Genomic DNA, 23880 nt, shown 5'->3' with positions numbered 1-23880 from the left:
TTATCTTTGTATCTAAGTTTAGCGTTCAGTGTTACTATCCGCTGCTAGCAGATTCCTAACCTATTAACCTACAATTCAAAACATTTAATGACACTCCGCTTACTTTAGCGCCATACAGTGAATTTAAATGGATTATGTACCTAGCCACTTCAACAAGACACTTCTCGCTAGCTCGTGATAATGAAAAGAGCGGACGACAATTCTATAGATAGATTGTTGCCTCTATTTCAGATTTTTCCTTTCTAAATTTAGTATGTCTATATTACGTTAGTATCAGGCAATCCAATTGCTTTTCTTGGACCAACTGGCGCGAATAAATTTCATGTTAAATGAATGCTGCCCCGCACTTTTGGCCTAGTCCAAAATGCAAAGCAACGTATTCATCCGTAACATTGATCTGAATGTTGACAACTAGATAGACAATCGAATGATTGCCTACACTTTATGGTCAACATAAAACCAGAAACCAATTTATTCTCGAAAATATTAATTTGTTGTTTATCTAACGGAAGAAAAATGCATCACCTTTTGCATCTTCAATAAGCGCTAAACATAATTAACATTACCGATAATATCAACATAACTGTTGTCGTTATCTGGAGATATTGCATTGAATAAATATTTATTATTAACCCCAGGTCCGGTCAACGTAGCTAACAATGTTCGAATGGCGATTGCTAAAGAAGACATTTGTCATCGCGAAGTTGATTTTGATTTACTGTTGGCAGGTATTGAACAAAAATTGCTTAACGTTTTTGAAATAAAAGCCGTTGATGATTATAGAGCGGTTGTTATTACCGGCTCAGGAACCGCAGCAAATGAAGCCATGCTTTCTTCTGTTGTTGGTGACAAAAAAATTCTTGTTCTTTCTAACGGAGAGTTTGGGGATCGTTTACATGAAATATCTAAAATCCACAATCAGAACACTTCTGTACTTGAATTTCCATGGGGACAGAGCTTAGATATTAATATTATTTCTGATTATTTAGAGCACAATTCTATTGATGTAATAGCAATGGTTCATCATGAAACAAGCTCAGGTATTCTCAATTCTTTAGAGCAAATTGGCACACTAGCAAAAATACATAATGCCAAATTCATCGTCGATTGTGTCAGCAGCGCTGGTGCTGAAGCCATCGATGTGAAACGAAATAATATCGATTTCTTCTCAAGTTCAAGCTCTAAAGCCTTAGGCTCATACCCTGGTTTATCATTCGTTATAGGTAAAACCACTGAATTCGAAAAGTTAAAAAATTATCCGATAAAAACGGCATACCTGAATTTATATAAATTTTATACTTTCCTTAAAACCGTATCACAAACACCTAACACACCTGCTGTACCATTATTTTTTGCACTTGATCAAGCATTAAGCAACATACTCGAACAAGGGGTAGCAAATCGCTACGCAGACCTACGAAGTAAAGCGAATTTTTTACGCAGCGGTATGCAAAAACTAGGATTCAATTTTTTACTCCATGAACGTGATATGTGCTCAATATTAACCTCAGTTTATGTACCTGCGGATATTGACGTAGATGTGCTTCGCCAAAAACTTCGAGATAAATCCATTATTATTTATGAGGGTAAAGGATGCTTTAAACATAAAGTATTTCAAGTAGGCAATATTGGAGAGATTTCTTTTGAAGATATTCAATTCTTCTTAGATATACAAAAAGAAATCTTACAAAGCAGCAATATACTCGAAAGTCATAAGCTAATTTCATTGCCAAAAATACGTCCTTTAATCAATAAAACGAAATCCATATTAACCCCTTCTCCATTAGTTGCTGTGAGCATAGTATAAATGAATATTTCAAATGAAAAATTAACCAAATTATGGGCAACTAAAAATAAGGACGACGAATGGTGGTCATCTTTTGTGACTTCACCATTAGCTATTTTTGCTAATTATTTTGTCGTTGATATTAAGTGGTTAACCCCAAATATTATTACTTTACTGTCATTTCTAGTTGCTCTCGTTTCAGTCGCGCTTATTGTTATTGGTGGCCACATTAACTTTGTTATCGCTGCTTTTTTAATACAATTTAGTCATACACTTGATTGCATGGATGGTCAGATGGCGCGCTTTCGTAAAACCAGTTCTCCTACTGGCAGTTACTATGACAAATTGACAGATCACCTTCAAGTAGCGCTTTGGTTCGGCGCTGTAGGTTATGCAGCTTACGATCAAACACAAAGTATAACGCCTCTATTGTTAGCCTTCGCCGGAGTCACTTTCTATTCTTTACGTGGCTATTCAAAATATATGTTCCTTTACACAAAAATGCAGAATGATTCTGACCAGATAAAGCAAATACCCGCCAAAGACACAACCGAACCAACGATTGAAAAAGCGGGTATAAGTTTCAGCACAGCAGAGAATCTTCGTTGGTTCTTCAACGAACAACGCAAAATTGTATTTTTCAATGAAGGCGTATTTATCTTTATGTTATCCGCAGCATTAATCTTCAATGTCTTAACGCCGATGTTAATTCTATTTGCTCTCAGTCAGTTTATTTATGCCATAAAACGAAGTTTGAGCCAAATAGCGCAATTGAAAGAACAAAATCAAAACTAGAGTGATTCACGTTTAACCAAACGACCTCATCTCCTTTTTATTTTAAAGCCCCACTTCTATAGAGCAAACTCACCAATGAATAAAAATAACTCACCAATGAAAGCCATCATTCTAGCCGCAGGCGTCGGGTCAAGAATCAGACCGCTAACGGATAATTGCCCTAAAAGCCTTTTAAAGATTGAAGGTAAACCTATTTTAGAAATGATGATCACAAACATACTACATTGTGGCATTTCTGAAGTAATCATTGTATTAGGCTATTTACAAGATCAGATAAAAGCGTTTGTTAACGATACTTTCCCTGATTTAAATGTGACTTACATTGTTAATGAAAACTATGAAAGCACGAATACTGGCTATTCATTAATGCTGACTGAAAAATACGTCGGAAATTCAGGTTTTATTAAGTTTGATGCCGATGTGGTTTTTGACAACGATATTCTGCGTAACCTTATCAAAAACAATCATGAAAATTGCCTCTGCTTTGACAAAAACATTCAGTTAGACGCCGAAGAAGTTAAGGTCATACTAACCGATGATAACCGTGTACTAAAAGCAAACAAATCAGTAAACCCGGTAGAAGCCATTGGCGAATCTATTGGTATTGAGAAAATTTCTAGCTCAACAGCTATTACGCTTTTTTCTGAATTAAAACTCATGATGGAAGACGAAAAAAATCATCAAGAATATTATGAAGAAGCTTACGATCGTCTTATTGAAAAACACGTTCCTTTTTACGGATTAGATATTACGGGTTTGAAATGGATTGAGATTGATACGTTAGAAGACTTTAGTGAAGCGGCTACGATTTATCGAAAGTAACTAATAATAAAACTATAAATGCATTCTCAATTAACTCATAAATATTGAAATGCACTCATAAATATTGAAATGCACTCATGGTACTCAATAAAAAAGCCGTCAAATTAATCATCTGACGGCTTTTTTATTGTTCAAAAATTTTTCGTTTTCTAACTCTTAATCAACCACACTTCTTCTGCAAAGCGAGTTAATCCTTTTTTAATTCTAGGATGATCAGCATCTGCTTCATCACGTTGTAATTTTGTGATGCTCATACCTGAAAACAACGAACGTACTTCATCCTCTGGTACTGAGAAAGGAGGCCCTGACATTTCATTTTGGTCATAATCTAATGTCACTAACAAGATACGCCCTCCCTCTTTTAAACGAGAACGTAATACTTGCACGTATTCAGATCGCATCTCTTTAGGCAACGCCACTAAGGCTGCACGATCATAAATTAGATCGGTCGCCTCAATGGGTGCAGTAAAATAATCGCCAGCAAAAATAGTAAATTCGTCAAAATCATACAGCTCAAGCGTACTACTTAATGTCGTCACCGTCGGTGTGTATAAACGCTCTGCAAAAAATGCACGTACTGCAATTTGGCTTAACTCAACCCCAGAAACTGAATTGTGTCTCTCTGCAAGCCAATCTAGATCCATTGATTTGCCACATAATGGTACAAACACTGTTTGTTCACGAGTGGGGTTTAAGGCTTTCCAAAACTCCGACAAGACGGGATTGGTATCTGGTAAATGAAAACCAATGACGTTACTCGCCCATTTTTTTTGCCAAAATTCTTGATCCATTTGTTTTCCTTTTTGATAACTTTTTATTATTTAGAAAGGGTAACTCATCCCCTCCTTCTGTTCTATAGATTCTCTATTTCAGGGAGCTTATTGACTTAAATATAACCTAATAAATGATTTATATTCCATTTGGTTATATAGACTAACTTTTTCTAATTATCATACTGAGTAGCTTATCGTTACTATGATTTTAAATATAAAGAGCTTGTGTCAAATCGACAAAATAACGAGCACATAAATAAACAGGAAAAGCAGTATGTCATTAGCCGTTATCATCAATTTGATCGTCTTTATCGGTCTTATCTTTTTTCTTAATACGCAACAGCGTAAAGAATACACCTTATCTCGCCTTGTGCTTATTGGCTTAATTGCGGGTAGCGTTTATGGGTTAGCACTTCAACTTATTCATGGTGAAGGCAGTGCCATCATTAAGACCACGCTTGATTGGGTAAATGTTGTTGGCAGCGGTTATGTTGGCTTACTAAAAATGGTTATCATGCCATTAGTATTAGTCTCTATGTTTTCTGCGGTAGTGAAACTGGATAAATCAGGCTCTTTAGGTAAGATCAGTGGCGTCACGATTGGCGTACTTCTATTTACCACTATGATTTCTGCCCTTATCGGTATCGGGGTAACTCAAGCCTTTGGTTTAACAGCAGCAGGCTTAACAGAAGGCGTTCGTGAAACCGCTCGCGTTGCCGTATTAGAATCTCGCATGAGCAGCGTCAGTGATTTAACCATCCCTCAAATGTTAGTTAGTTTTATTCCCACCAATCCTTTTGCCGATTTAACTGGCACTCGCTCAACCTCTATTATTGCCGTCGTCATTTTTGCAATTTTAGCGGGTATTGCTGCGCGTAAAGTCAGCCAAGAAAAAGAAGAACTCGCCGGACCAATCAATACGTTTGTTGAAGTTGCACAGTCAATAGTCATGCGTTTAGTTAAAATGATCATGGCACTAACACCTTACGGTATTTTAGCGTTATTAACTAAAGTCGTCGCAACATCAAACGCTGCAGATATTTTAAACTTACTTGGTTTTATCGTGGCATCTTATGTCGCGATCTTATTGATGTTTGCAGTACACGGTTTATTAGTTTCTTTTGTTGGCGTAAACCCAATTGATTACTTCAAGAAAATTTGGCCTGTATTAACATTTGCATTCAGCTCTCGCAGCTCAGCGGCAACGATTCCATTGAATGTACAAGCTCAAATTACTAAGCTGCGCGTCCCGCCTGCGATTGCAAATTTATCAGCTACGTTTGGTGCAACGATTGGCCAAAATGGGTGTGCAGGTATCTACCCTGCAATGCTAGCGGTAATGGTTGCACCAACAATGGGGATTCCAATTGACGCTCACTTTATTCTTTCTCTGGTTGCGATTATTACTGTCAGTTCATTTGGTATTGCAGGTGTCGGTGGCGGTGCAACATTTGCGGCATTAATCGTTCTTCCTGCTATGGGCTTACCTGTAACCATCGCCGCACTACTTATTTCGATTGAGCCTCTTATTGATATGGCTCGTACTGCACTTAACGTCAGTGGCGCGATGACAGCCGGAACCATCACAAGCCGAGTACTTGGTGAAAAAAGTACCGATGAACAAGTAGAAAGCGCACAAGTGTAATTCTAAATAGCCCCATTCATTTTCAATAGGAAACCTGCGGGCTTCCTATTTTTTTTGCTTAAAAAACAATAACCTTTCATGACATAAAAGTGACATATGGATGTAACACCGTTGTCATTTGATCCATTTAGCATCTACCACTTAGTCACTCATTATTATTTGCGTAGGTTATAGATGATATTTAAACAACGACGTTCTATTTCTCTGATCCAAGCGTTTACCGCACTTCTTACCGGCATCGTACTTTGTTTAATTTTTCTTTCTTTAATTAGCAGTAGAGGTATCGACCGGGTTGGTGAGCAATTTACAGAATTAAGCACTCACACTTTCCCCCTCGCACTCACTAACGCCCAACTAACAAAGAATGTCCTGCAACAAGTAAAGCTTATGAATGAAGGGCTACAAGCAAATAAAATCGATACATTAGAGCGTGTTCAAAACGCCATTGAAGAACGCATCAAACAAGCAAATATCAATCTAGATTCATTAAGTCTACATAAAAATACAGTCACGAGAAAACAACACCATCAGCTAAAACAATATTGTAAGCGTGCGGGGAACTACACCTTGTCTTTTACATTCCAAGGTAAAAGTGAATCGATATCTGGCGATCCAACACATAAACGATCTAGACAATACCTAATATAATCGTAAGGGATTAATCCGTTTGCCTTTGCTGTTTCTACAATGCTGTAAAGCATTGCACTTGAATCTGCACCAGCCGTTGAACCCGAAAATAACCAGTTTTTCCGGCCGATAACAAACGGTTTAACCGCTCGCTCTGCTCGATTGTTATCAATAGATAACAATCCATCATCAATATAACGAACTAATTTATCCCATTGATTTAATGTATAGCTAATCGCCTCACCTAATTTTGTTTTAGGTGATACTCGACTAACTGCGCTATCAAGCCAATCACGGAGCTCTTTAAGTAAATCGCGGGCTTCTGTCTGCCTAGCAACATACTTGGCTTCAGGGGAAGCCTCTTTTAATAACGATTCGATCCGGTATAGCTTTTGGATTTTACTCAATACCCAATCTGCACTCCCTGTTTTCCCTTTTACTTGAACACGTTGAGCCTCAATAAATCGTCGACGTGCGTGTGCCCAACAGCCAACTAACATCGCTTCAGTTTGTTCATAACCTTGGTAACCATCGGTATGTAAATACCCGTTATACCTTTTAAAAAGTTAACTGGATGGTAGCCATGCCTGCTAGATTGATAATCATAAAGTACAATTCCAGGCAAAACACCAGAGCCTGGAGAATCATAGCCAGAGCAGTAGACCCACATATAACATTTTGCTTTTTCAACATCCAACACATTTACCGTTGTTTCATCACAATGCAGAGTGGGTTGTTCAAGCAAAATACGATGTAACTCGTTATTAAGAGGGGTAAATAGTACCGAGCATTTTATTAACCAATCCGCCATCGTTCGCCGTCCAATAATGATACCCCATTGCTGAAATAACGTTTCTTGACGATAAAGTGGAAGACTGTATTGAAATTTAGCCGTAATAATTTGAGCAAGTAAACTTGCGGTCGCAATCCCTTTAGGGATTGGTGACGCTGGCATTGGGGCTTGTTTAATGTCTACTGAAGTATTGTTTTTTTCACAATTTCGGCAAGCATATTTAGGACGAACATGTTGAATAACTTCCACTTTAGCTGGTACAAATTCCAACTTTTCACTGATGTCTTTACCCATCGCATGCATCTCTAGACCGCAACACTTACAAGTTTTATCTTTTATGTCGTGGATAATAACAGTACGCGGTAAGTCTTCAGGTAAGCGTTGGCGTTTTGGCTTTTGACGAGTGTAGGTAATCGTTTGTGTGTCATCATTTTCAATGATGATTTCTTCTTCTGTTTCATTGAATAAATCAAATTGAGTCGAGTCAGATTCACTGCTTTTACCAAAGCGCTGATGTTGAGCCAGCCGAAATTGCTCTAGAAGACGGTTATATTTATTTTCAAGCTGAAGCACAAGTGCTTTCAGCTCGTCAATGGTATCAGGAAGTGGTTTTATTTTATCAGTCATGTAGATGACTATATAACGATAATACAGGTAATCAATCGGTTGCCTCCTATTCTTGACTGAGAATCAACTATTTAAAGGGTTGTTTGATAATGTACCGGTTGATGTCCTAAGATATCAAAACCTTGTAATAGCAGTGTCAGTTGCTGCTCTGATAATGCTAACGTATCGTTATTTATATTTCGTGGCCATTTGAAGCGGTCTTCATCTAATCGCTTGTACCATAAAGCGAATCCTGTTTTATCCCAATACAATATTTTGAGTTTATCACGAGGCTTATTGCAAAATATAAATAGAGCATCACTAAACGGTGATAGTTGCATTTCTTGCTCAACAATCACGACAAGGCCATTAATGGCCTTGCGAAAATCGACAAAATCACGATGAAGATAAATGGTGGAAACATCAGTAAATACATTCATGATTGATACCCTTTTAATAAGAGTCCTATCCAGTGAGGTTCAGTATTAGCTGGCAATGTTAATCGCAATTTTCCGATAGAAAGTTGAATATCTGGTAATTGTGGAGTGGCGATGATAGTTGATGTTAACGCTTCTACTTTCAAGAAAGTAGAAGCGTTAATCTTTTGTTTCCATCGTGCTTTACGTGCACTAAATGTCTTTGGCAGAATATTATGGTTACGACAAAATTCAGCGGCACTAAGCTTGCTAGATTGCTGAGATTCAAATAGAGCGTGCCATTGCTCTGGTGTTCTCTTTTTATCTTTTTGCATAATTACGTTCTCGTTAAATGAAAGATCGTAAGATACGCATAATGAATTTTATTTGTTAGGTGTAGTTCCCCGCACGCTTACGTCTATTTCTGAGGCGTAATTAAGTACTTTTCACCTGTCGCTTGTTTAGAATAAGCGGCCAATGATTGTAATTGTAATACTTCAGCTAATGACACTTCATGTGTGTAGTTACTAGCAAATGTGGTGGTGATTTCATCTGCAACACGTTTACGCATTGCTATTGCTGTTGTCGTCCCTAATTTACCTAAGGCATTGAATAGTAAGAATCCATTGACACCCCAAGCAAAACCAAAATTACGATGTAAAGTAATAGGGCCACGGTTTAATGCGCCATAAATATACACTTGTTTGAAAGTGTCAGAACCATAAACGCTGTGTTCTTTCATATCACGAGCCGCAGCAACTTCCATGCAGTTAAGAATATCACTGGTTAATTGACCGCCACCAATGGGATCAAACGCAATCGTTGCACCCGTTTCAATAATCGCAGCCGTTAAATCAGCAAGGAAAGTTTCACTGCTTGAGTTAACAATGTATTTTGCGCCCATATCTTGTAATAGTGTTTCTTGTTCTTCTTTACGTACAATGTTAATTAAATCGACGTTATCGGCAATACAAATACGGTTTAACATTTGACCAAGATTAGACGCCGCGGCGGCATGAATAATGGCTTTATGGCCTTCGGCACGCATTGTTTCTACCATAGCTAATGCAGTAAGTGGGTTAACAAAAGACGATGCGCCTTCTTTCGCTGTCGTGCCTTCTTTTAATTCTAAGCAGCTTTGCACATTAGCACAGATAAATTGACGGTAAGTTCCGCCGCCAATTACCGCAACGGTTTTACCCATTAACGCTTGTGCTGCAGGTGATGATCCCGCGGCTATAACGGTTCCTGCGCCTTCATTCCCAACAGGAATTGCTTTACCCACACGCTTTGCAAGCGATGGCATAAACTGAGCAGGAACATCAGCGGTAATCACAGGATGTTGAGTTGTGCCTGATTGCTCTGCGGTAGTCATATCAGCGGCACTGAATAAAACGCCTAAATCAGATGGGTTTAATGGGGCAGCTTCAATGCGAATAACGACTTCATCGGCATTAGGTTGTGGCATGTCGATGTCTTGTAGGGAAAGCGTGAGCTTATTGTCTTCGCTAATTGTTGAAATAAGTTGGATATTTGTATTTGTCATGAGGTTTCTCCGGCAAAGAAGTAAATTTGTTGAGTCAATAAGGTGGCTGCATTGACCATAGTGTGTTCGTAGCTGAATTCAAGTAGACATTTCGTATTGGTTGTTTTTGTCACTACGTATTATTTAGTCTTTGCTGCTTGAATTTGAGCTTTTATTTTTTGGGTAAATTCAGGGATGTTTGCCTGGCGATCGACTTCTACGTTTTGAGCAATGATCGACTGGCTCATAGAATCGTTCCATGCTTTCATTCCTGGTACTTCTGCAAGTATGTCCCAGTCAAGTTGGCTAGAACCAAAAGTGCTTACAATGATGTTGATATAATAAACGTAGATATCAGCCATCGTTAATTCTTCACCTGCAATCCAAGGCGTGAATTGACACAAACTACTTAAGGCTGTGACTCCACGTGTTAATACTTGGCGTACTTCGGCTTTAACGGGTTCTGGAACGTCAGTACCTGACAATACATAGGGTATAAATCGTCTGCTTGGTAATTCCAAATAAAGCTCTGCTATGTTCATTATTTGACGAATAACTGCACGTTCGCCTGCATTTTCAGGGTATAGCGGAGTCGCAGGGAATGTCTCTTCTATAAAATCACAAATAACACTCGACTCTGAAAGATGAAGGCCTTCTTGCGTTGTTATAGCAGGTACTTTTCCCGCAGGACTGATTGTTAATAGCTCATCACTACCACCGTAAATGAGATTTTCTTGGAATGGCAGTTGCTTGTATAGAAGTACATGTTTCACTAGGTTGTAATAGTTACTAGCGGCAAAACCGTGCAAAATAATCATAATCAGTTTTCCATCATTAACGTGAAGGGTGCAATGTGTAAGTTAAACGTATTATTACTTGTTTTAATCCGGTTATATATAAGGTAAAACGTGAATCACTATTGCTTTTAAAGCAACAATAAATCGTAGTAGAGAAATGAATAATGCCGTTTTTTAGATGAATATTGATGATGCATGTAAAGGAAACGGTGTTGAAATGAGCGTTAAAACTGACTAAACCAACTATCATCAGCGGATAAAATAGGTGTTTTTCTGGTTGTTTTGTGAACCATAACGATTCTTTTTACGTAATTATATTGATGAGTATGGGTAGCCACAAAGTACACGATTTCAACTCTCTGTAGTGAAGTCGAAGAAGAGTGAAACGTTGTTGTTACGATAGGTTTGGTGAGTAGGAAACGATGAAAAAATCACAGTTACCAGAAAAGATATGCGTCGTTTGTCATAGGCCATTCAGTTGGCGAAAGAAATGGGAGCGAGATTGGCCTATGGTTAAATATTGCTCCAAACGTTGTCAGTCTTTACGGCATCAACGTGAATAATAAATCTACAAACGAAGATTTAAGATAGAGGATGATTATGAACGCCACCCCTTACCGTTTGCGACTCATTTTAGGTGACCAATTAAATGCCAGTCACTCTTGGTTTAGCCAAACCGATCCACAAACACTCTACGTCATTGCTGAAATGCATCAAGAGGCTGTCTACGTAAAACACCATGTTCAAAAGGTGTGCGCTTTTTTTGCTGCAATGGCGCAATTTGCAACAGCGTTAGAAAGCGCGGGGCATCGGGTAATACAGTTAACCTTAGATGATACTGAGCGATTTGAAAAAATAGACGATCTATTAAATTATCTTATTACTGAGCATCAAATTACTCACTTTGAATACCAACTCCCTGATGAATATCGTTTACGTAACATGTTCGATAAATATTGCTTGTCGCTATCGATATCTTCTCAAGTTTATGAAAGCGAGCACTTCTTTCTCTCTGAAGCGCAAATTGAAAAAGAGTTTAAGCCGAACCATCATCATCGCATGGAACCCTTTTACCGTAAGATGAGAAAGCGCTTTAATATACTGATGGAAGAGGGGGAGCCCGTTGCAGGGAAGTGGAACTTTGACAATGCAAATCAAAATAAATTAAAGCGTACTGAATTTGATAGCGTGCCAACGCCCTTATTATTTGCTAACGATGTCTCTGATATTATTGAGCGTTTAGATCGTCATAATATTGAGACGATAGGCCAAGCAGATAAGCAATTATTGTGGCCAGTGAATCGGCAGAAAGCGAGTGAATTGTTGGTGTTTTTCTGTCGTTATTGCTTGCCATTGTTTGGTCAGTTTCAAGATGCGATGACGTGCAAGCTTGATGATATGCTCACTCAAAAGCAATGGAGTTTGTTTCACAGCCGTTTATCCTTCGCATTAAACGCAAAAATACTCAGCCCTAAGCAAGTAATAGATGCCGCCATTATGGAGTTTAACCAACGACCTGATGATATTAATATTGCACAGATAGAAGGCTTTGTGCGTCAGATATTAGGGTGGAGGGAGTTTGTACGTGGGATCTACTGGCGAAATATGCCAACCTATCAGAGTTTGAATAAACTCAACGCTTCATTGTCATTGCCAAGTTGGTTTTGGACGGGTAATACAAAAATGAATTGTATGCACCATGCGATTAAACAATCACTTGATTTTGCCTATGCACACCATATTCAACGGTTAATGATTACCGGTAATTTTTGTTTATTAACGGGCATTAAGCCTGACGAAGTAGATGAGTGGTATTTAGGCATTTATATTGATGCGATTGAATGGGTAGAAATGCCAAATACGCGTGGAATGAGCCAATTTGCAGATGGTGGCATTGTTGCTTCTAAGGCTTACGCAGCCAGTGGAAACTACGTGAATAAAATGAGCGACTATTGCCCCGATTGTCACTATAACGTAAAGCAGGTGAGTGAAGAGACAGCGTGCCCATTAAATGCGCTGTATTGGCACTTTATGCATACACACATTGAGCAGTTTACTAATAATCCACGTACCAGAATGGTCTATGCGAATTGGAAGAAAAAATCAGCAGAGCAACAACAAGCTATTTTAGATAAAGCGAAACTGTTGTTATTGGATATTGAGGGGCTGTAGGCTTTTTTGAATAAAACTTTGAGTAATGTGACTTGTTTTTGTCTCGAAGTTTGTTTAAGCATATTCGCTTTAACAACCGTTTAGCTGATTTTGCTATAATGTAGCTAATTCAAATCTCCTGACAGGTAGTATGTGATGAATAAGTGCTAGATAGCTTAACTGCGTATACAGGTCACGTTGATGAGTTTATTTTTGTCCCATTGTTGGATAGACCTTTTACTCATTCACATCCTGTTTATGGTCTTTTCCCCTATCAAAAGTTACCAATTCTTCCAATGCTGTTTGTTGTAAATCCTCGTGTTGTATCACGGGGTAAATTCGACGTAGTCATAGAGCATAGCAATCCTATACGCCCTATAAATTGATTTATTTATCAATAGATTAAGTGAGCAGATAATTATATGTTCACTTATTCAAAAGATATATTATCTATAGACTTACAATTAGTAAGTTTATAAATTCAATTTGTAGGAGTCTCCCTTGTATCATCAACTTTTAGATTTTTTGTACGTAATATGCCAAAGGCGCCTGTCTTCTGGGCGCTATTTAATGATGTCTTCGTTACGCCTAGTATTCCTAACAATCGGAGTTTCTTTTGTCGTCAACGTTGTTTATGGGGACTTTAATGTTGTTATTGACCCTCAAAGCTCTTCGATTGCGAGTGTGCTATCGAATCTTGGTTATATTTTGGGAATTCTGATGTTTGCCGTGGGTTGCTTTATTGAGATTTATGAACGCGTCAAAGGCGAAGCGTCTAGCTCAAAAAGAGCCAAAAGTATTGACTTTCGCACATTGACGAACAGCCACGCACCGAAATTATGCGATCAATTTGAAACAACAATAGATCAAGCCGGTTTACATGATGACCTTTACATAGAACAAAAATTTCAAGAATCGCGTACTAATTGGCTTGCTGCTACATGTGAGCGTTTGAATAATTTCAAGGTAGGTAAGCTTTTTACTATGAACAGACATGAACCAATGAAACCTTTAGCTTTAGGTTCGTTAGCTCATGTCCCGCACTGTTTTACCTTAGGTTTCCTAGTTGGAAACCGTAGACTCGTAAATTATTATTGTTGGAACAGAGATAATAGTCGCCCTCAAAAAAGCAGATGGATAGATACGCGTGACGCTAGAGATCGTGGTGTTCGCTTAAAAGATGAAATCACTCTGACTTTAAAAGATGGTCAAGTTGCAAGCGATGTAATCAAGTGGGGATTATCTATAGAGATATCTTTTGATAATGACGACGTTAATTTTATGAATGACGTTGACTTAGATGCGGTTTCAAAATTAGAGCTCGAAAACAAGAATGTAGGCAACTTGTTTTCTGAAGTTGCACAAGTCGCAATTGTTTCAAGTATCAGAAATTATATCAATACAACAATTTCCTCTTTTCCTAACCTCAAAGAAATTCATTTAACTGTTACGGGACAGGCATCTTTCATCATGAGACTTGGAGCTGAGTTCGACCAAAACCATTTTCAATACGTAAAAAAAATTCACCACTTTGAACGAAATTCTCAAAATTATCCTTGGTGTCTAGTACTAGATCCTACTAGCGAGTTACCTGTGCAATTTGAAGAGCGATAACCCATGAAGCATATTAAAGCGTTTCATCACTTGTTGACTGATGTAGTCAACCTCAATCAGACAAGACTTTCCAAACTTGAAACTGCGGTTCCAACAGTTATTAAGGTAATTAAAGATTCAGAACAATTTGGCGGTATTTATCAATCATCATCACCTCAAGGCTCTTATGGTCATCGTACAATCATTAAGCCTGTCGCTGGCCGCGAATTTGACGCAGACGTAGTCGTCTTTGTTGACAGACACGATGAATGGGAGCCCAAAGACTATATTAATAACATATATCAAGCTTTCAAAGATCATCCCACCTATAAAAATAAGGTTCACTATAACACTCGATGTATTAGTCTAGACTACGCTGATGATATGCATATAGATTTGGTTCCCTGCACAGTAGAAGAGTCTATGGGGTGGCTTGGTAATTCGTATACCTATTCTATTTGTAATCGCTCAACGAACAAATATGAAGCTACGGACCCTGATGCCTATAAAGCTTGGATTGCTGACAAAAACAAGACTACACGTAATAACAATCTTATAAAATCGATACGTTTATTTAAGTATTTGCGAGATATCAAATGTACTTTTTCTTGTAAATCTATACTTCTGACCACTCTCTTAGGTAGTCAAGTGATTGATTCTTACGATTTAGTTTCCAACGACTTCAAAGACTTACCCACTTCATTTAAGACTTTAATAAATCGGCTAAACCATGACCTGAAGACATACTCTTCTATGCCAGAAATTGAGAACCCAGTTCAAAGTGGCGAGTACTTTACGCGGCACTGGGACGAAACTAAGTTCCAAAATTTCAAAAAGTTTGTTTCAAAGTATGCCGATTGGGTCAATGATGCTTATGATGAAACTGACAAAGATGCCTCAATAGAAAAGTGGCGTAAAGTATTTGGCAATCAATTTTTCTCTGTTAAAACTACCCAAGCTAGTAAAGCCGATTCTTTATCACTTGAAGTTCTTGACGAACGATTTGTTTCGATACCTTCGCATTATCGACCTCACCCTTGGAAGTCGAACGGTTCTGAGGTTACATTAGATGTTGACGTAAAATACAAACAAAATTTTTCACAACACTTTGTTAATAAACTTAGATTCGGCTCACTAATACCTAAACAGCATAATTTGCGCTTTGAGATAATGAGTAATGTTGACGATTTGCACGAAATTTATTGGCAGGTCACTAATACCGGAGCAGAAGCAGCAGCCAATAACCAACTAAGGGGCAATTTTGAACTTGGTGAACGAGTTCGAGAAGAAAGCACCTCTTATAAAGGAGACCATTTTGTGGAGGCTTTTGTAGTACATGAGAACGTACTTCTTGCTCGCTCAGAGAAAATTATAATCTCTATCAGTTAATTTATTCATTAAATAAAAAAGCCGAACCTTCTTGATAAAGGTTCGGCATCCTTAAATAATGCTCATTTAAATGTGTTGTAAAGAGGTTCCCATTCAGTAGAACAATCATATTCATTCTAGATATTCTCTGGTTATCGAGTAAAGATAGGCCTTAAATCAACGTTACTGAAAATCATTACTCAAGCGGATCTTATTTACCATTCTCAATGCATTACTGAATATGCTGCCAGAAATATCCTTTGGAAAACCGCTTGGTAATTCTGCTTCTAATTCCTTAATGGACTTAGGCATATTTATCGCAAATTCCTTCATTATCTCTTCCATTCTCGCAGTATCAAATCCAACAGATTTAGCCGTATCAATAAAATGACGTGTGTATATTTTATCAATAGGGTATTTCTTTCCTTTTGATGCAGTTAGTCCCATTGCCAGTTTTAATGAGCGGATATTCATCCCTTTACCACCTAAGATCGGATAGGCGGATAAAATGTCATAAAAGGGCGTAAGGTGATAACTGCCTTGTGCATTAATAAAAATGGAGAAGTTTTTTGCGTGTCCGTCTGTTGCACCAATTAACCATTGAAATACCTGAAATCGCATAAAAGCATCACGATCTTTTAGTGATTGGCTTGAGCCCATTAGAAGATCCATAATGGTTTTTATACTTGGGCCTCCATCAGTTTCATATTTGATTGATGAGGGTAATCCAAATGCTTGGCACATATCTTCTTGCGGTAATCTTAATAGCTTGGTGTTATTTTTAATCCACTTTCGATCAAATCGTTCTACAGCAATGGCTTTTATTCCATCACAATGAAGTATTTCAACATTAGGTACATTGAATCCTAACTTCTTAGCTAATTGGATGCACAGGTATTCATTTTCTACACTATCACTCATATCGAGAGTGGCATTAGGTTGTTGAATTTTTCCAATGGGTAATTTGATTATATGCGTTGTTGGGGTAGATGCTTTCGGTATGCACCATTCATCATTTATTTTGAGTAACGCTGTTTTTTCTTGTGCTCCGGCAACCGAAATTCGAAAGTCTGATTCATCTTCTAGCATTCCTAATGGAATATTGGATTGATAGGCTGAGAGTACTTGTTTGAGCCGTGCTGGAGTTAAAACATCATAATCCAGTTGTTTGGTATTTGGTTCTTCATCGTTAGTTAATAAAGAAATAGCACCGACGCTGTCTTTACCAACTTCATGAAGTAAATCGAATGTTTGACGAGATTTAGCTTGGTATCTGGCAACGATGCGATCTCTGACTTCTGACAAATCAGGTAATAGGTTGTCGAAGTAATTAATAACGCAATCACTGGTTATCTTTGGATATTGTAGGGGGAGGGATAATGACAGGGGTCTTCCTACCGTACTTTCTATCCATGATTTATCGTATTGAAACTGATGTGCACCGTTACTGAGTTTAGTAAATTCTCCAACACGCTCACCATTCATGTATGCAATTAATACAGCCATTACCATACCTCATCATCTGGATTATCATCGAGACTTGTTGGGACTTGCTCTTGAATAATACAATGAACTTCTAACGCATGAAGGATCTTAAAGAGAGTCTGTAACTGAGTCGTTTCAGGGTGATTTTCAAAGCTAGATAGGGTGGATTGTTTTACACCGACTTTTTTAGCAAGCTCTGTTTGAGTCAGGTTGTGTTTGGTTCTAATAAGCTTTAAGTAGTTAGCTAATTGTTTTGGATTATAAATCATCATATTACCCCATCATATTATGTGATATCCCCGGTAGAGGATAATTAACAATATATCCCCTGTCGGGGATAAGTCAATATATATCCCCGATCGAGGATAAAGTGGGTGCTATCCCTTGTCGGGGATAAAATGGTGATTCAAATACAAAAAATGGATGCAGCCAATAACTGCATCCATTCTCTTAATTACTCAAAATTAAAAATAAGCTTCTCGCTCTTACCCTAAATAACGCTTCTCTAAATGATCTTTAAAGAAATTAGCATTCAGCACATCACCTGTCGCTTGTTTCACTAATTCATCGGTTGAGAGTAGCGATGCTTTGCTCCAGATATTGTCTGATAGCCAAGTGAAGATAGGGTTTAAATCGCCGCTTAATGTGGCTTTCTCTACATCTACGGTTTGCTTCATTGCTGCCATAAATTGGGCTGCGTACATTGCGCCGAGAGTGTAGCTTGGGAAGTATCCGAAACTTCCGTCTGTCCAGTGAATGTCTTGCATACAACCGTTTTTGTAATTGTCTTTAGTTGATAAGCCTAAGTACTGCTGCATCTTTGTATCCCACAACTCAGGGATGTCTTTATAACTGATTTTACCGTTCATCAAATCTCGCTCAATTTCATAACGAAGAATAACGTGAGCAGGATAAGTTGCCTCATCAGCATCAACACGGATGAAATCAGGGTTTACGCGCGAGTAAATGGCTTGTAGGTTAGTCGGTTCAAAGATGGCTTGGTCAGCATTGCTAAAGTTCTTAGTTACTAACGGAGACAGTTGAGAGATAAACTCTTGGCTACGACCTAATTGCATTTCAAAGAACAAGCTCTGAGACTCATGAATACCCATAGAGCGAGCTTGGCCAACAGGCAGCCCTGCAAACGTTTTTGGTAAGCCTTGTTCATAACGAGCGTGACCCGTTTCATGAACGGTGCCCATTAAGGATTGAACAAAATCATTTTCATCATAACGTGTGGTAATACGAACGTCTGTTGGAACACCACCACAAAAAGGGTGCATGCTGACATCTAAGCGGCCATGATCGAAATCGAATTTAAGCAACTTCATTACGTCTAAACTTAATTGGCGTTGTTGCTCTGTAGGGTAGTGGCCTTTTGGAAGATAAATAGATTCAGTTGCTTGTTTCTCTTGGATTTGTTGAATAAGAGTCGGAAGGCATGTTTTTACATTATCAAAGACGATGTCTAATTTTGCCGTAGTTGTGCCCGGTTCATACAAATCAAGCATGGCATCGTAAGGTGTTAATCCTGAAATTTCGGCTCGAATTTGTGCTTCTTCTTGAGAAAGTGCGACAACTTTGGCAAAGTTTTTACTGAATCCTGCCCAGTCATTTTCTCCACGCTGTGTTCGCCATGCATGCTCACATTTAGATCCTGCAAGGGATTGTGCTTGAACCAGTTTCTCTGGTAATGCTGTGGTTTGTTGCCATTGAGATTTCATTTCACGCAGACTAGCGAGTTCATGTTCAGAAAGAGATTCTGATTCTGCGTTAGTAAACCATTCAGCTAATTGTGGGGCATTACCAAGTTGATGTAGGTGAACAGACAGCTCTGCCATCGCTTCTGATCGTGCTTCATTACCGCCCGATGGCATAACGGCGGCTTGATCCCAACCACAAATAGCGGAGAGGTGTTCAAAGCGAGAAATTTTCAAATGATGTTGAACGAGTTTCTGATAATGGCTCATGAGGTGTCCCTATTTTTATTATTAGTAATATCGTTAAATTGTAACTCCCTAGTTGGTTATTTTTCAAATAAAAAAGCCTCGTCATTATGATGAGGCTTGCAAATTTGGTTATGAATATGAAAGTAAATTAGCTAACTTTTACTGGCCATCCATAAGATTTGTATTCTTCCGCGAGTTTTTTTGCGATTTCAGCGGATACCGTTGCTGAAACCCATTTGCCAATGCCCATTACTTGATATTCTAACGTTACGTGATGCATTATTTGTCTCCCCCGATTGATGTGCGTACTTTATCGATCTTGGTTCCAAATAACTTTCGTATTCAGGTCAAATGGTTCGATATTTGGGTTATTTTATATAAACGAGGCAAATAAGTTAAATGTAAATATATGTGTCGAGTAATTACTCTGTTTTATAATTGATATTAATTTTAAGTAGTAATTAAAAGAAAAACCGATATATTAATTAATCTCACAATTAAATGGACATTAACGTGATTCTTGATTTTTGGGCGTTTTTTATCGCTATTCTCTTATTAACGATGACACCGGGGTTGGATACTGCTCTGGTTATTCGTAATACCACGCGTGGTGGCTGGAAAGACGGCATTACTTGCAGTTTTGGTATTTGTTGTGGCTTGTTTGTGCATGCCACTATGTCAGCCATTGGTTTGTCAGTGTTGCTAGTCAGCTCTTCTGAGTTGTTTACTGTGATAAAAACCATCGGTGCTATCTATTTGATATGGTTAGGTATTCAATCAATAAGAAGTACGTTTAAAGCAGGGGCAGGGCTGACGATAGAAAAGAACGTATCGCATGAAGACATACCTTTAACGCTTTCGTTTAAAGAGGGTTTTTTATCTAATATTTTAAATCCAAAAACGGCGGTTTTCTATTTGGCATTATTGCCTCAATTTATTAACCCTGAATATAATGCGTTTCTTCAATCTTTATTGATGGCGAGCATCCATTTTATTATTGCGATGTGTTGGCAGGGAGGGATTGCGTTGTTGGTTGAAAAAGCAAAGCAGTTTATGTCTAGCCCAACAGTTACAAAAAGAATTGAAAGGATCACGGGGGGAGTATTAATTGCCTTGGGTTTCAATTTGTTGGTTTCAAAATAAATTGATGATGTCGATAAAATAAGAATGCTATTCTTGAAAAGAGCACCTAATTTAAGATGCTCTTTTTTATGGGATGGTTTAGCTGTCTTTTGATCGAACAGAGTCAATGACGTTACTCAGTTTTCCCGCTATCCCTGTTGTTGCTTTTGGTTTCTTCGCTTTTTTAGCAAAATGTACATGCACATCTTGTTGAGCAAAAGGAATCGAGATCCCTTCTTTATCAAAGCGTAATTTCACTTCACGAGTCACATCCCAATACACATCCCAATAATCTTCGGTTTTTACCCAAGGTCGTACAATAAAATCAACCGATGAGGCACCAAGAGTATGTACTCGAATATTGGGCTCTGGTTTTTTTAAGGCCGCAGGGTGAGTATCAATAATTTCGGCTAAGATTTTTTCAGCGTGTTCGATGCTGTCTTCGTAGCCAATGCCAAACACCATATCGACACGGCGTAATCGTTCGTGAGTTACGTTTTTTATTACGTCTCCCCAAATTTTACTGTTGGGTAAGATGATAATTTGGTTATCAAACGTTTTAATCGTGGTGTTTACTAAACTCATGTGGCTCACTTTTCCTGATACGCCCCCTGCATCCACTAAATCACCCACATCAAACGGGCGATAAATTAGCAGCATCATGCCTGATGCAAAGTTGGATAGCGTATCTTGCAATGCAAAACCAATAATAATACCAGCAACACCGAAACCGGTGAGAACCGGAGCCAAATCCAACCCAATTTTAGAAAAGGCAATGAGAATACCAATGAAGAAAATCAGTTTACTCGACATCGAAACAAAGAAATCTTGCATCAATTTACTCATACGTAAATGAGGTTGAACAACGGCTTTGAGTACCACACGTCGAGTCAGCCTTGCTAATAAACGAGTGGCAAAAATGATTAAGATAAAGACAAAGAATTTTAAGAGCTGATCAGGTGCGTGTTTGAATAACCAGTTACTGCCGTCGGTGATCCAATTACTTAAAATCGCTGCCATCACGGGAAAACTTAAAATATCTTCTGTTAAATTGCCCGTAGTGGCAAAGACCTGACGTTTGTAGTTTGTCGTGCTGATATTTAATTGGTCAGCAATGTTAATCAGTTTAATTAACCCATCCGTTGAGTTGGTCACTTTTCTTTGAAAGAAGAGGTGCTCTAAGGTCAGAGAGGATTTCTCTGAATCAGACGAACGCTGAAGTTGATCCGCTAATAGCTGTTCTCTGCTTGAATCAAAACTCAAAGAGGCAGACAGAAACTTAATTTTTTGGTCGATAACTAACTTGAATGCATCGACTTTTGCTTGGTTTGGTTTGCCGAGTTTGTTTAACCAGCGGTAATTTTGAAGTTGATCTGAGAGGGAAGTGTAATAATAACTTCTTGATTCATTTAATGTGTTTTGTAAAGCGAGTTTATGCTCGACATCCGCCGTATCTATTTTATCTTTTTTTGATTTTAGCTCTTTGCCTAAATAGAGAAAAGAACGATCAGCATAACGAATTTGATCTTCAACTTCACTCACCAACAGTGGCGTATTTTCTGCGGTGTGCTTGTTGATTAACTCAGACAGAACGATTCTGAGTTCATTGTTTTTTTCTACTTGCTGTACGCGAATAACCGCTAAGTCATTGCCTTTGAATGAGGCAGACTCTTGCTTTAGTCGTGCAATTTCAGCATTAATATTTTGTAATTGCTCGATGTCTTGAGTTTCATTGGCATAGGTAAGGGATGAAAATAAAAGAAGAAAACAAAGTAAATAGCGCATATTACCTCTATGACCGTAAAGGGTGGGTCAATGTAACTTAAAGTACTATTGTAGATAAAATGCATCGGGAGTGGCAGGTATTTTTGATAAAGCTTTGTCACAGATGTGAAAAAGCAGCAATTAATGCTGCTTTTGAAGGGTTCTGTTTTCTTGTTAACACGTTTACTTAGAGTCGCTTGAGTTCAGTAATAATGGCTTTGATAAATGAAAAAGCAAAGCCAGCAACCATAACAAGAATAACAGATCCAAGTACCAGAGTTAATATTTCCATATATCACCTCGTTCAGTAAGTACGAGGTGATCATAACAAGTTTCGATGATACTTTGACCAACTAAAGGTTAAGGAAATGTGTCAAATAACAGTTAAATAATCACACTGTGATATATGCATCATTTCTATGCGTTAGTTAATACCGATTTCTTTTTCTTATTGTCTGTTTGATTAAAGAAAAGGTGCGTTTCTTCAATAATTATATGGCGAAGCGCGATTAAACCAATCAAATTTGGGATCGCCATTAAGCCATTTACAATATCGGCAATCACCCAGATAGTGTCTAAATGCATATAAGCACCTGAAGCCACTAAAGAGATAAAAATGATTTTGTAAGGTAAAACCCCTTTATTACCAAATAAATAGGTGACACAACGTTCGCCGTAATAGTTCCAACCTAAAATGGTCGTAAAGGCGAAGAACATCAAACCGACGGACACAAGGTAAGGGCCAATTTGGTCAGAGCCTAAACCAATAGCAAAAGCTTGTGTGGTCATTAGTGCACCCGCAGCATCACCTTGCCAGACTCCGGTAACAATCAATGTTAAGCCTGTCATTGTACAGATAATCACGGTATCAAAGAACGTACCAGTCATCGATACTAGTCCCTGTTTAACACAAGAATCTGTTTTTGCAGCAGCAGCTGCGATAGGGGCACTACCCAAACCCGATTCGTTTGAGAATACACCACGAGCAACACCAGATTGAATGGCCAGCATAATAGAGGCACCGATAAAGCCACCAGTGGCTGCGGTTCCTGTAAATGCAGAGGTAATGACTAATTGAAGCGCCGCAGGTACGGCTTCTGCTTGCATCACTAATACCGTAAGACAAGACACAACATAAATCACCGCCATCGTTGGGACGACTTTCTCTGCAACTTTAGCAATCGATTGAATACCGCCAAGGGTCACAATCGCTACCAATACGGTTAAAATACCGCCAGTTAACCATGCGGGTGAATTTAAGGTTAATTGCGCTGATTCAACAATGGCGTTAATTTGTGGAAAAGTACCGATACCAAAACAAGCCACGCCTAACGCGAATAAGGCAAACAGTTTAGCGAGCCATTTATTGCCCATGCCATACTCAATGTAATACATTGGGCCGCCAATCATTTGGCCGTTGCTGTCTGTTTTTCTGAATTTTACCGCCAGTAAACATTCTGCATATTTTGTTGCCATACCAAAAACGGCAGCAAGCCACATCCAAAATAGAGCGCCTGGGCCACCCATTTTAATCGCGGTTGCAACACCAACAATATTACCCGTACCAATAGTGGCAGAGAGCGCAGTACATAAAGCGGCAAAGCTTGAAACATCGCCTTTCCCCTTGCTTTCATTTTCTTCTTTTGAGAAGACCATTTTAAGCGCGGTTGGCAAATGACGTAGTTGGAATATACGAAGTCGGAACGTAAAGTAGATACCTGTACCAACCAATAACATCAACAGAGGTGGACCCCAAATGAAATTATCAACGGTAACAAGTGTGTTGTGAAAGGTGTTCATGGTTTCCCCTTAATAAAGCATATAGTAAGGAGAAGAGAGAGTGGTGTACCAAAACCGAAAGAT

At 38.5% G+C, this 23880-nt stretch carries 21 protein-coding genes and 1 pseudogene; 10 read left to right on the top strand and 12 right to left on the bottom strand.

What is annotated here, in order from left to right; all coding sequences use genetic code 11:
* Positions 1 to 610: 610 nt before the first annotated feature.
* The 3 genes from VSAL_RS09570 to VSAL_RS09560 all read left to right on the top strand — a co-directional run bounded on the left by VSAL_RS09570 (position 611) and on the right by VSAL_RS09560 (position 3403).
* Positions 611 to 1807: a pyridoxal-phosphate-dependent aminotransferase family protein gene (locus VSAL_RS09570; protein ID WP_044583280.1), complete on the top strand. Its 1197-nt coding sequence runs from the start codon at positions 611 to 613 to the stop codon at positions 1805 to 1807.
* Positions 1808 to 2581, top strand: coding sequence for a CDP-alcohol phosphatidyltransferase family protein (locus VSAL_RS09565; RefSeq protein ID WP_012550398.1), 774 nt, complete (start codon positions 1808 to 1810; stop codon positions 2579 to 2581).
* 75 nt (positions 2582 to 2656) lie between these two features.
* The gene (locus tag VSAL_RS09560) at positions 2657 to 3403 is read left to right on the top strand and encodes a phosphocholine cytidylyltransferase family protein (protein ID WP_044583279.1); all 747 of its coding nucleotides are present in this window, start codon (positions 2657 to 2659) and stop codon (positions 3401 to 3403) included.
* Between the two features lie 149 nt (positions 3404 to 3552).
* Here the strand turns inward: VSAL_RS09560 and VSAL_RS09555 are convergent, their stop codons facing one another.
* A complete protein-coding gene (locus VSAL_RS09555) occupies positions 3553 to 4194 on the bottom strand; it encodes a thiopurine S-methyltransferase (protein ID WP_012550396.1) in 642 nt (213 codons plus the stop codon).
* 256 nt (positions 4195 to 4450) lie between these two features.
* Here VSAL_RS09555 and VSAL_RS09550 point away from each other — a divergent pair, with 256 nt between their 5' ends.
* Positions 4451 to 5821: an L-cystine transporter gene (locus tag VSAL_RS09550; RefSeq protein ID WP_012550395.1), complete on the top strand. Its 1371-nt coding sequence runs from the start codon at positions 4451 to 4453 to the stop codon at positions 5819 to 5821.
* Positions 5822 to 5995: 174 nt separating this feature from the next.
* Complete coding sequence (locus VSAL_RS23400; RefSeq protein ID WP_129546052.1) at positions 5996 to 6469, top strand: hypothetical protein; 474 nt, start codon at positions 5996 to 5998, stop codon at positions 6467 to 6469.
* On the opposite strand, the pseudogene VSAL_RS09545 reads toward VSAL_RS23400, so the two are convergent.
* The 5 genes and pseudogenes from VSAL_RS09545 to VSAL_RS09525 form a co-directional block, all read right to left on the bottom strand.
* Positions 6382 to 7868 (bottom strand): annotated as a pseudogene (locus VSAL_RS09545) (IS66-like element ISVsa2 family transposase). The gene VSAL_RS23400 and the pseudogene VSAL_RS09545 sit on opposite strands and share 88 nt — an antisense overlap.
* 71 nt (positions 7869 to 7939) lie before the next feature.
* Positions 7940 to 8287, bottom strand: a complete 348-nt coding sequence (tnpB, locus tag VSAL_RS09540; RefSeq protein ID WP_012548924.1) for an IS66 family insertion sequence element accessory protein TnpB — start codon at positions 8285 to 8287, stop codon at positions 7940 to 7942.
* On the bottom strand, positions 8284 to 8598 hold the full coding sequence (tnpA, locus tag VSAL_RS09535) for an IS66 family insertion sequence element accessory protein TnpA (protein ID WP_012548925.1): 315 nt from the start codon (positions 8596 to 8598) through the stop codon (positions 8284 to 8286). Before tnpA ends, tnpB begins: the two co-directional genes overlap by 4 nt.
* A gap of 83 nt (positions 8599 to 8681) precedes the next feature.
* Positions 8682 to 9809: a zinc-binding dehydrogenase gene (locus tag VSAL_RS09530; RefSeq protein WP_012550394.1), complete on the bottom strand. Its 1128-nt coding sequence runs from the start codon at positions 9807 to 9809 to the stop codon at positions 8682 to 8684.
* 119 nt (positions 9810 to 9928) lie between these two features.
* Complete coding sequence (locus VSAL_RS09525; protein WP_012550393.1) at positions 9929 to 10606, bottom strand: glutathione S-transferase family protein; 678 nt, start codon at positions 10604 to 10606, stop codon at positions 9929 to 9931.
* 401 nt (positions 10607 to 11007) lie between these two features.
* Between VSAL_RS09525 and VSAL_RS22830 the strand changes: the two genes are divergently transcribed.
* The 4 genes from VSAL_RS22830 (at position 11008) to VSAL_RS09510 (ending at position 15718) form a co-directional block, all read left to right on the top strand.
* Positions 11008 to 11148, top strand: coding sequence for a DUF2256 domain-containing protein (locus VSAL_RS22830; RefSeq protein WP_083190336.1), 141 nt, complete (start codon positions 11008 to 11010; stop codon positions 11146 to 11148).
* Positions 11149 to 11185: 37 nt separating this feature from the next.
* The gene (locus VSAL_RS09520; protein ID WP_012550392.1) at positions 11186 to 12757 is read left to right on the top strand and encodes a cryptochrome/photolyase family protein; all 1572 of its coding nucleotides are present in this window, start codon (positions 11186 to 11188) and stop codon (positions 12755 to 12757) included.
* Between the two features lie 549 nt (positions 12758 to 13306).
* Positions 13307 to 14350 carry an SAVED domain-containing protein gene (locus VSAL_RS09515; RefSeq protein WP_129546051.1) on the top strand — a complete coding sequence of 348 codons (1044 nt, stop codon included), beginning with the start codon at positions 13307 to 13309 and terminating at the stop codon, positions 14348 to 14350.
* Positions 14351 to 14353: 3 nt separating this feature from the next.
* A complete protein-coding gene (locus tag VSAL_RS09510; RefSeq protein ID WP_012550389.1) occupies positions 14354 to 15718 on the top strand; it encodes an SMODS domain-containing nucleotidyltransferase in 1365 nt (454 codons plus the stop codon).
* A 162-nt stretch (positions 15719 to 15880) separates the two neighbouring features.
* Here VSAL_RS09510 and VSAL_RS09505 read toward each other — a convergent pair whose 3' ends face one another.
* From VSAL_RS09505 to VSAL_RS24090, 4 genes are all read right to left on the bottom strand, one after another.
* Positions 15881 to 17203 carry a type II toxin-antitoxin system HipA family toxin gene (locus VSAL_RS09505; RefSeq protein ID WP_012550388.1) on the bottom strand — a complete coding sequence of 441 codons (1323 nt, stop codon included), beginning with the start codon at positions 17201 to 17203 and terminating at the stop codon, positions 15881 to 15883.
* Positions 17203 to 17454, bottom strand: coding sequence for a type II toxin-antitoxin system antitoxin HipB (gene hipB, locus VSAL_RS09500; protein WP_012550387.1), 252 nt, complete (start codon positions 17452 to 17454; stop codon positions 17203 to 17205). Before hipB ends, VSAL_RS09505 begins: the two co-directional genes overlap by 1 nt.
* 213 nt (positions 17455 to 17667) lie before the next feature.
* The gene (locus VSAL_RS09495; protein WP_012550386.1) at positions 17668 to 19152 is read right to left on the bottom strand and encodes a carboxypeptidase M32; all 1485 of its coding nucleotides are present in this window, start codon (positions 19150 to 19152) and stop codon (positions 17668 to 17670) included.
* 127 nt (positions 19153 to 19279) lie between these two features.
* Entirely contained in the window at positions 19280 to 19411 is a 132-nt protein-coding gene (locus VSAL_RS24090; protein WP_012550385.1) for a hypothetical protein, read from the bottom strand.
* A gap of 221 nt (positions 19412 to 19632) precedes the next feature.
* Here VSAL_RS24090 and VSAL_RS09490 point away from each other — a divergent pair, with 221 nt between their 5' ends.
* On the top strand, positions 19633 to 20274 hold the full coding sequence (locus VSAL_RS09490; RefSeq protein WP_012550384.1) for a LysE family translocator: 642 nt from the start codon (positions 19633 to 19635) through the stop codon (positions 20272 to 20274).
* Positions 20275 to 20352: 78 nt separating this feature from the next.
* On the opposite strand, the gene VSAL_RS09485 is transcribed toward VSAL_RS09490, so the two are convergent.
* Positions 20353 to 22038: a mechanosensitive ion channel family protein gene (locus VSAL_RS09485; RefSeq protein ID WP_012550383.1), complete on the bottom strand. Its 1686-nt coding sequence runs from the start codon at positions 22036 to 22038 to the stop codon at positions 20353 to 20355.
* A gap of 396 nt (positions 22039 to 22434) precedes the next feature.
* Entirely contained in the window at positions 22435 to 23817 is a 1383-nt protein-coding gene (locus VSAL_RS09480) for an alanine/glycine:cation symporter family protein (RefSeq protein WP_012550382.1), read from the bottom strand.
* Positions 23818 to 23880: the final 63 nt, after the last annotated feature.

The organism is Aliivibrio salmonicida LFI1238 (assembly GCF_000196495.1).
In the GTDB taxonomy this organism is placed as follows: domain Bacteria; phylum Pseudomonadota; class Gammaproteobacteria; order Enterobacterales; family Vibrionaceae; genus Aliivibrio; species Aliivibrio salmonicida.
This window is presented reverse-complemented; position numbering and strand designations above follow the sequence as displayed.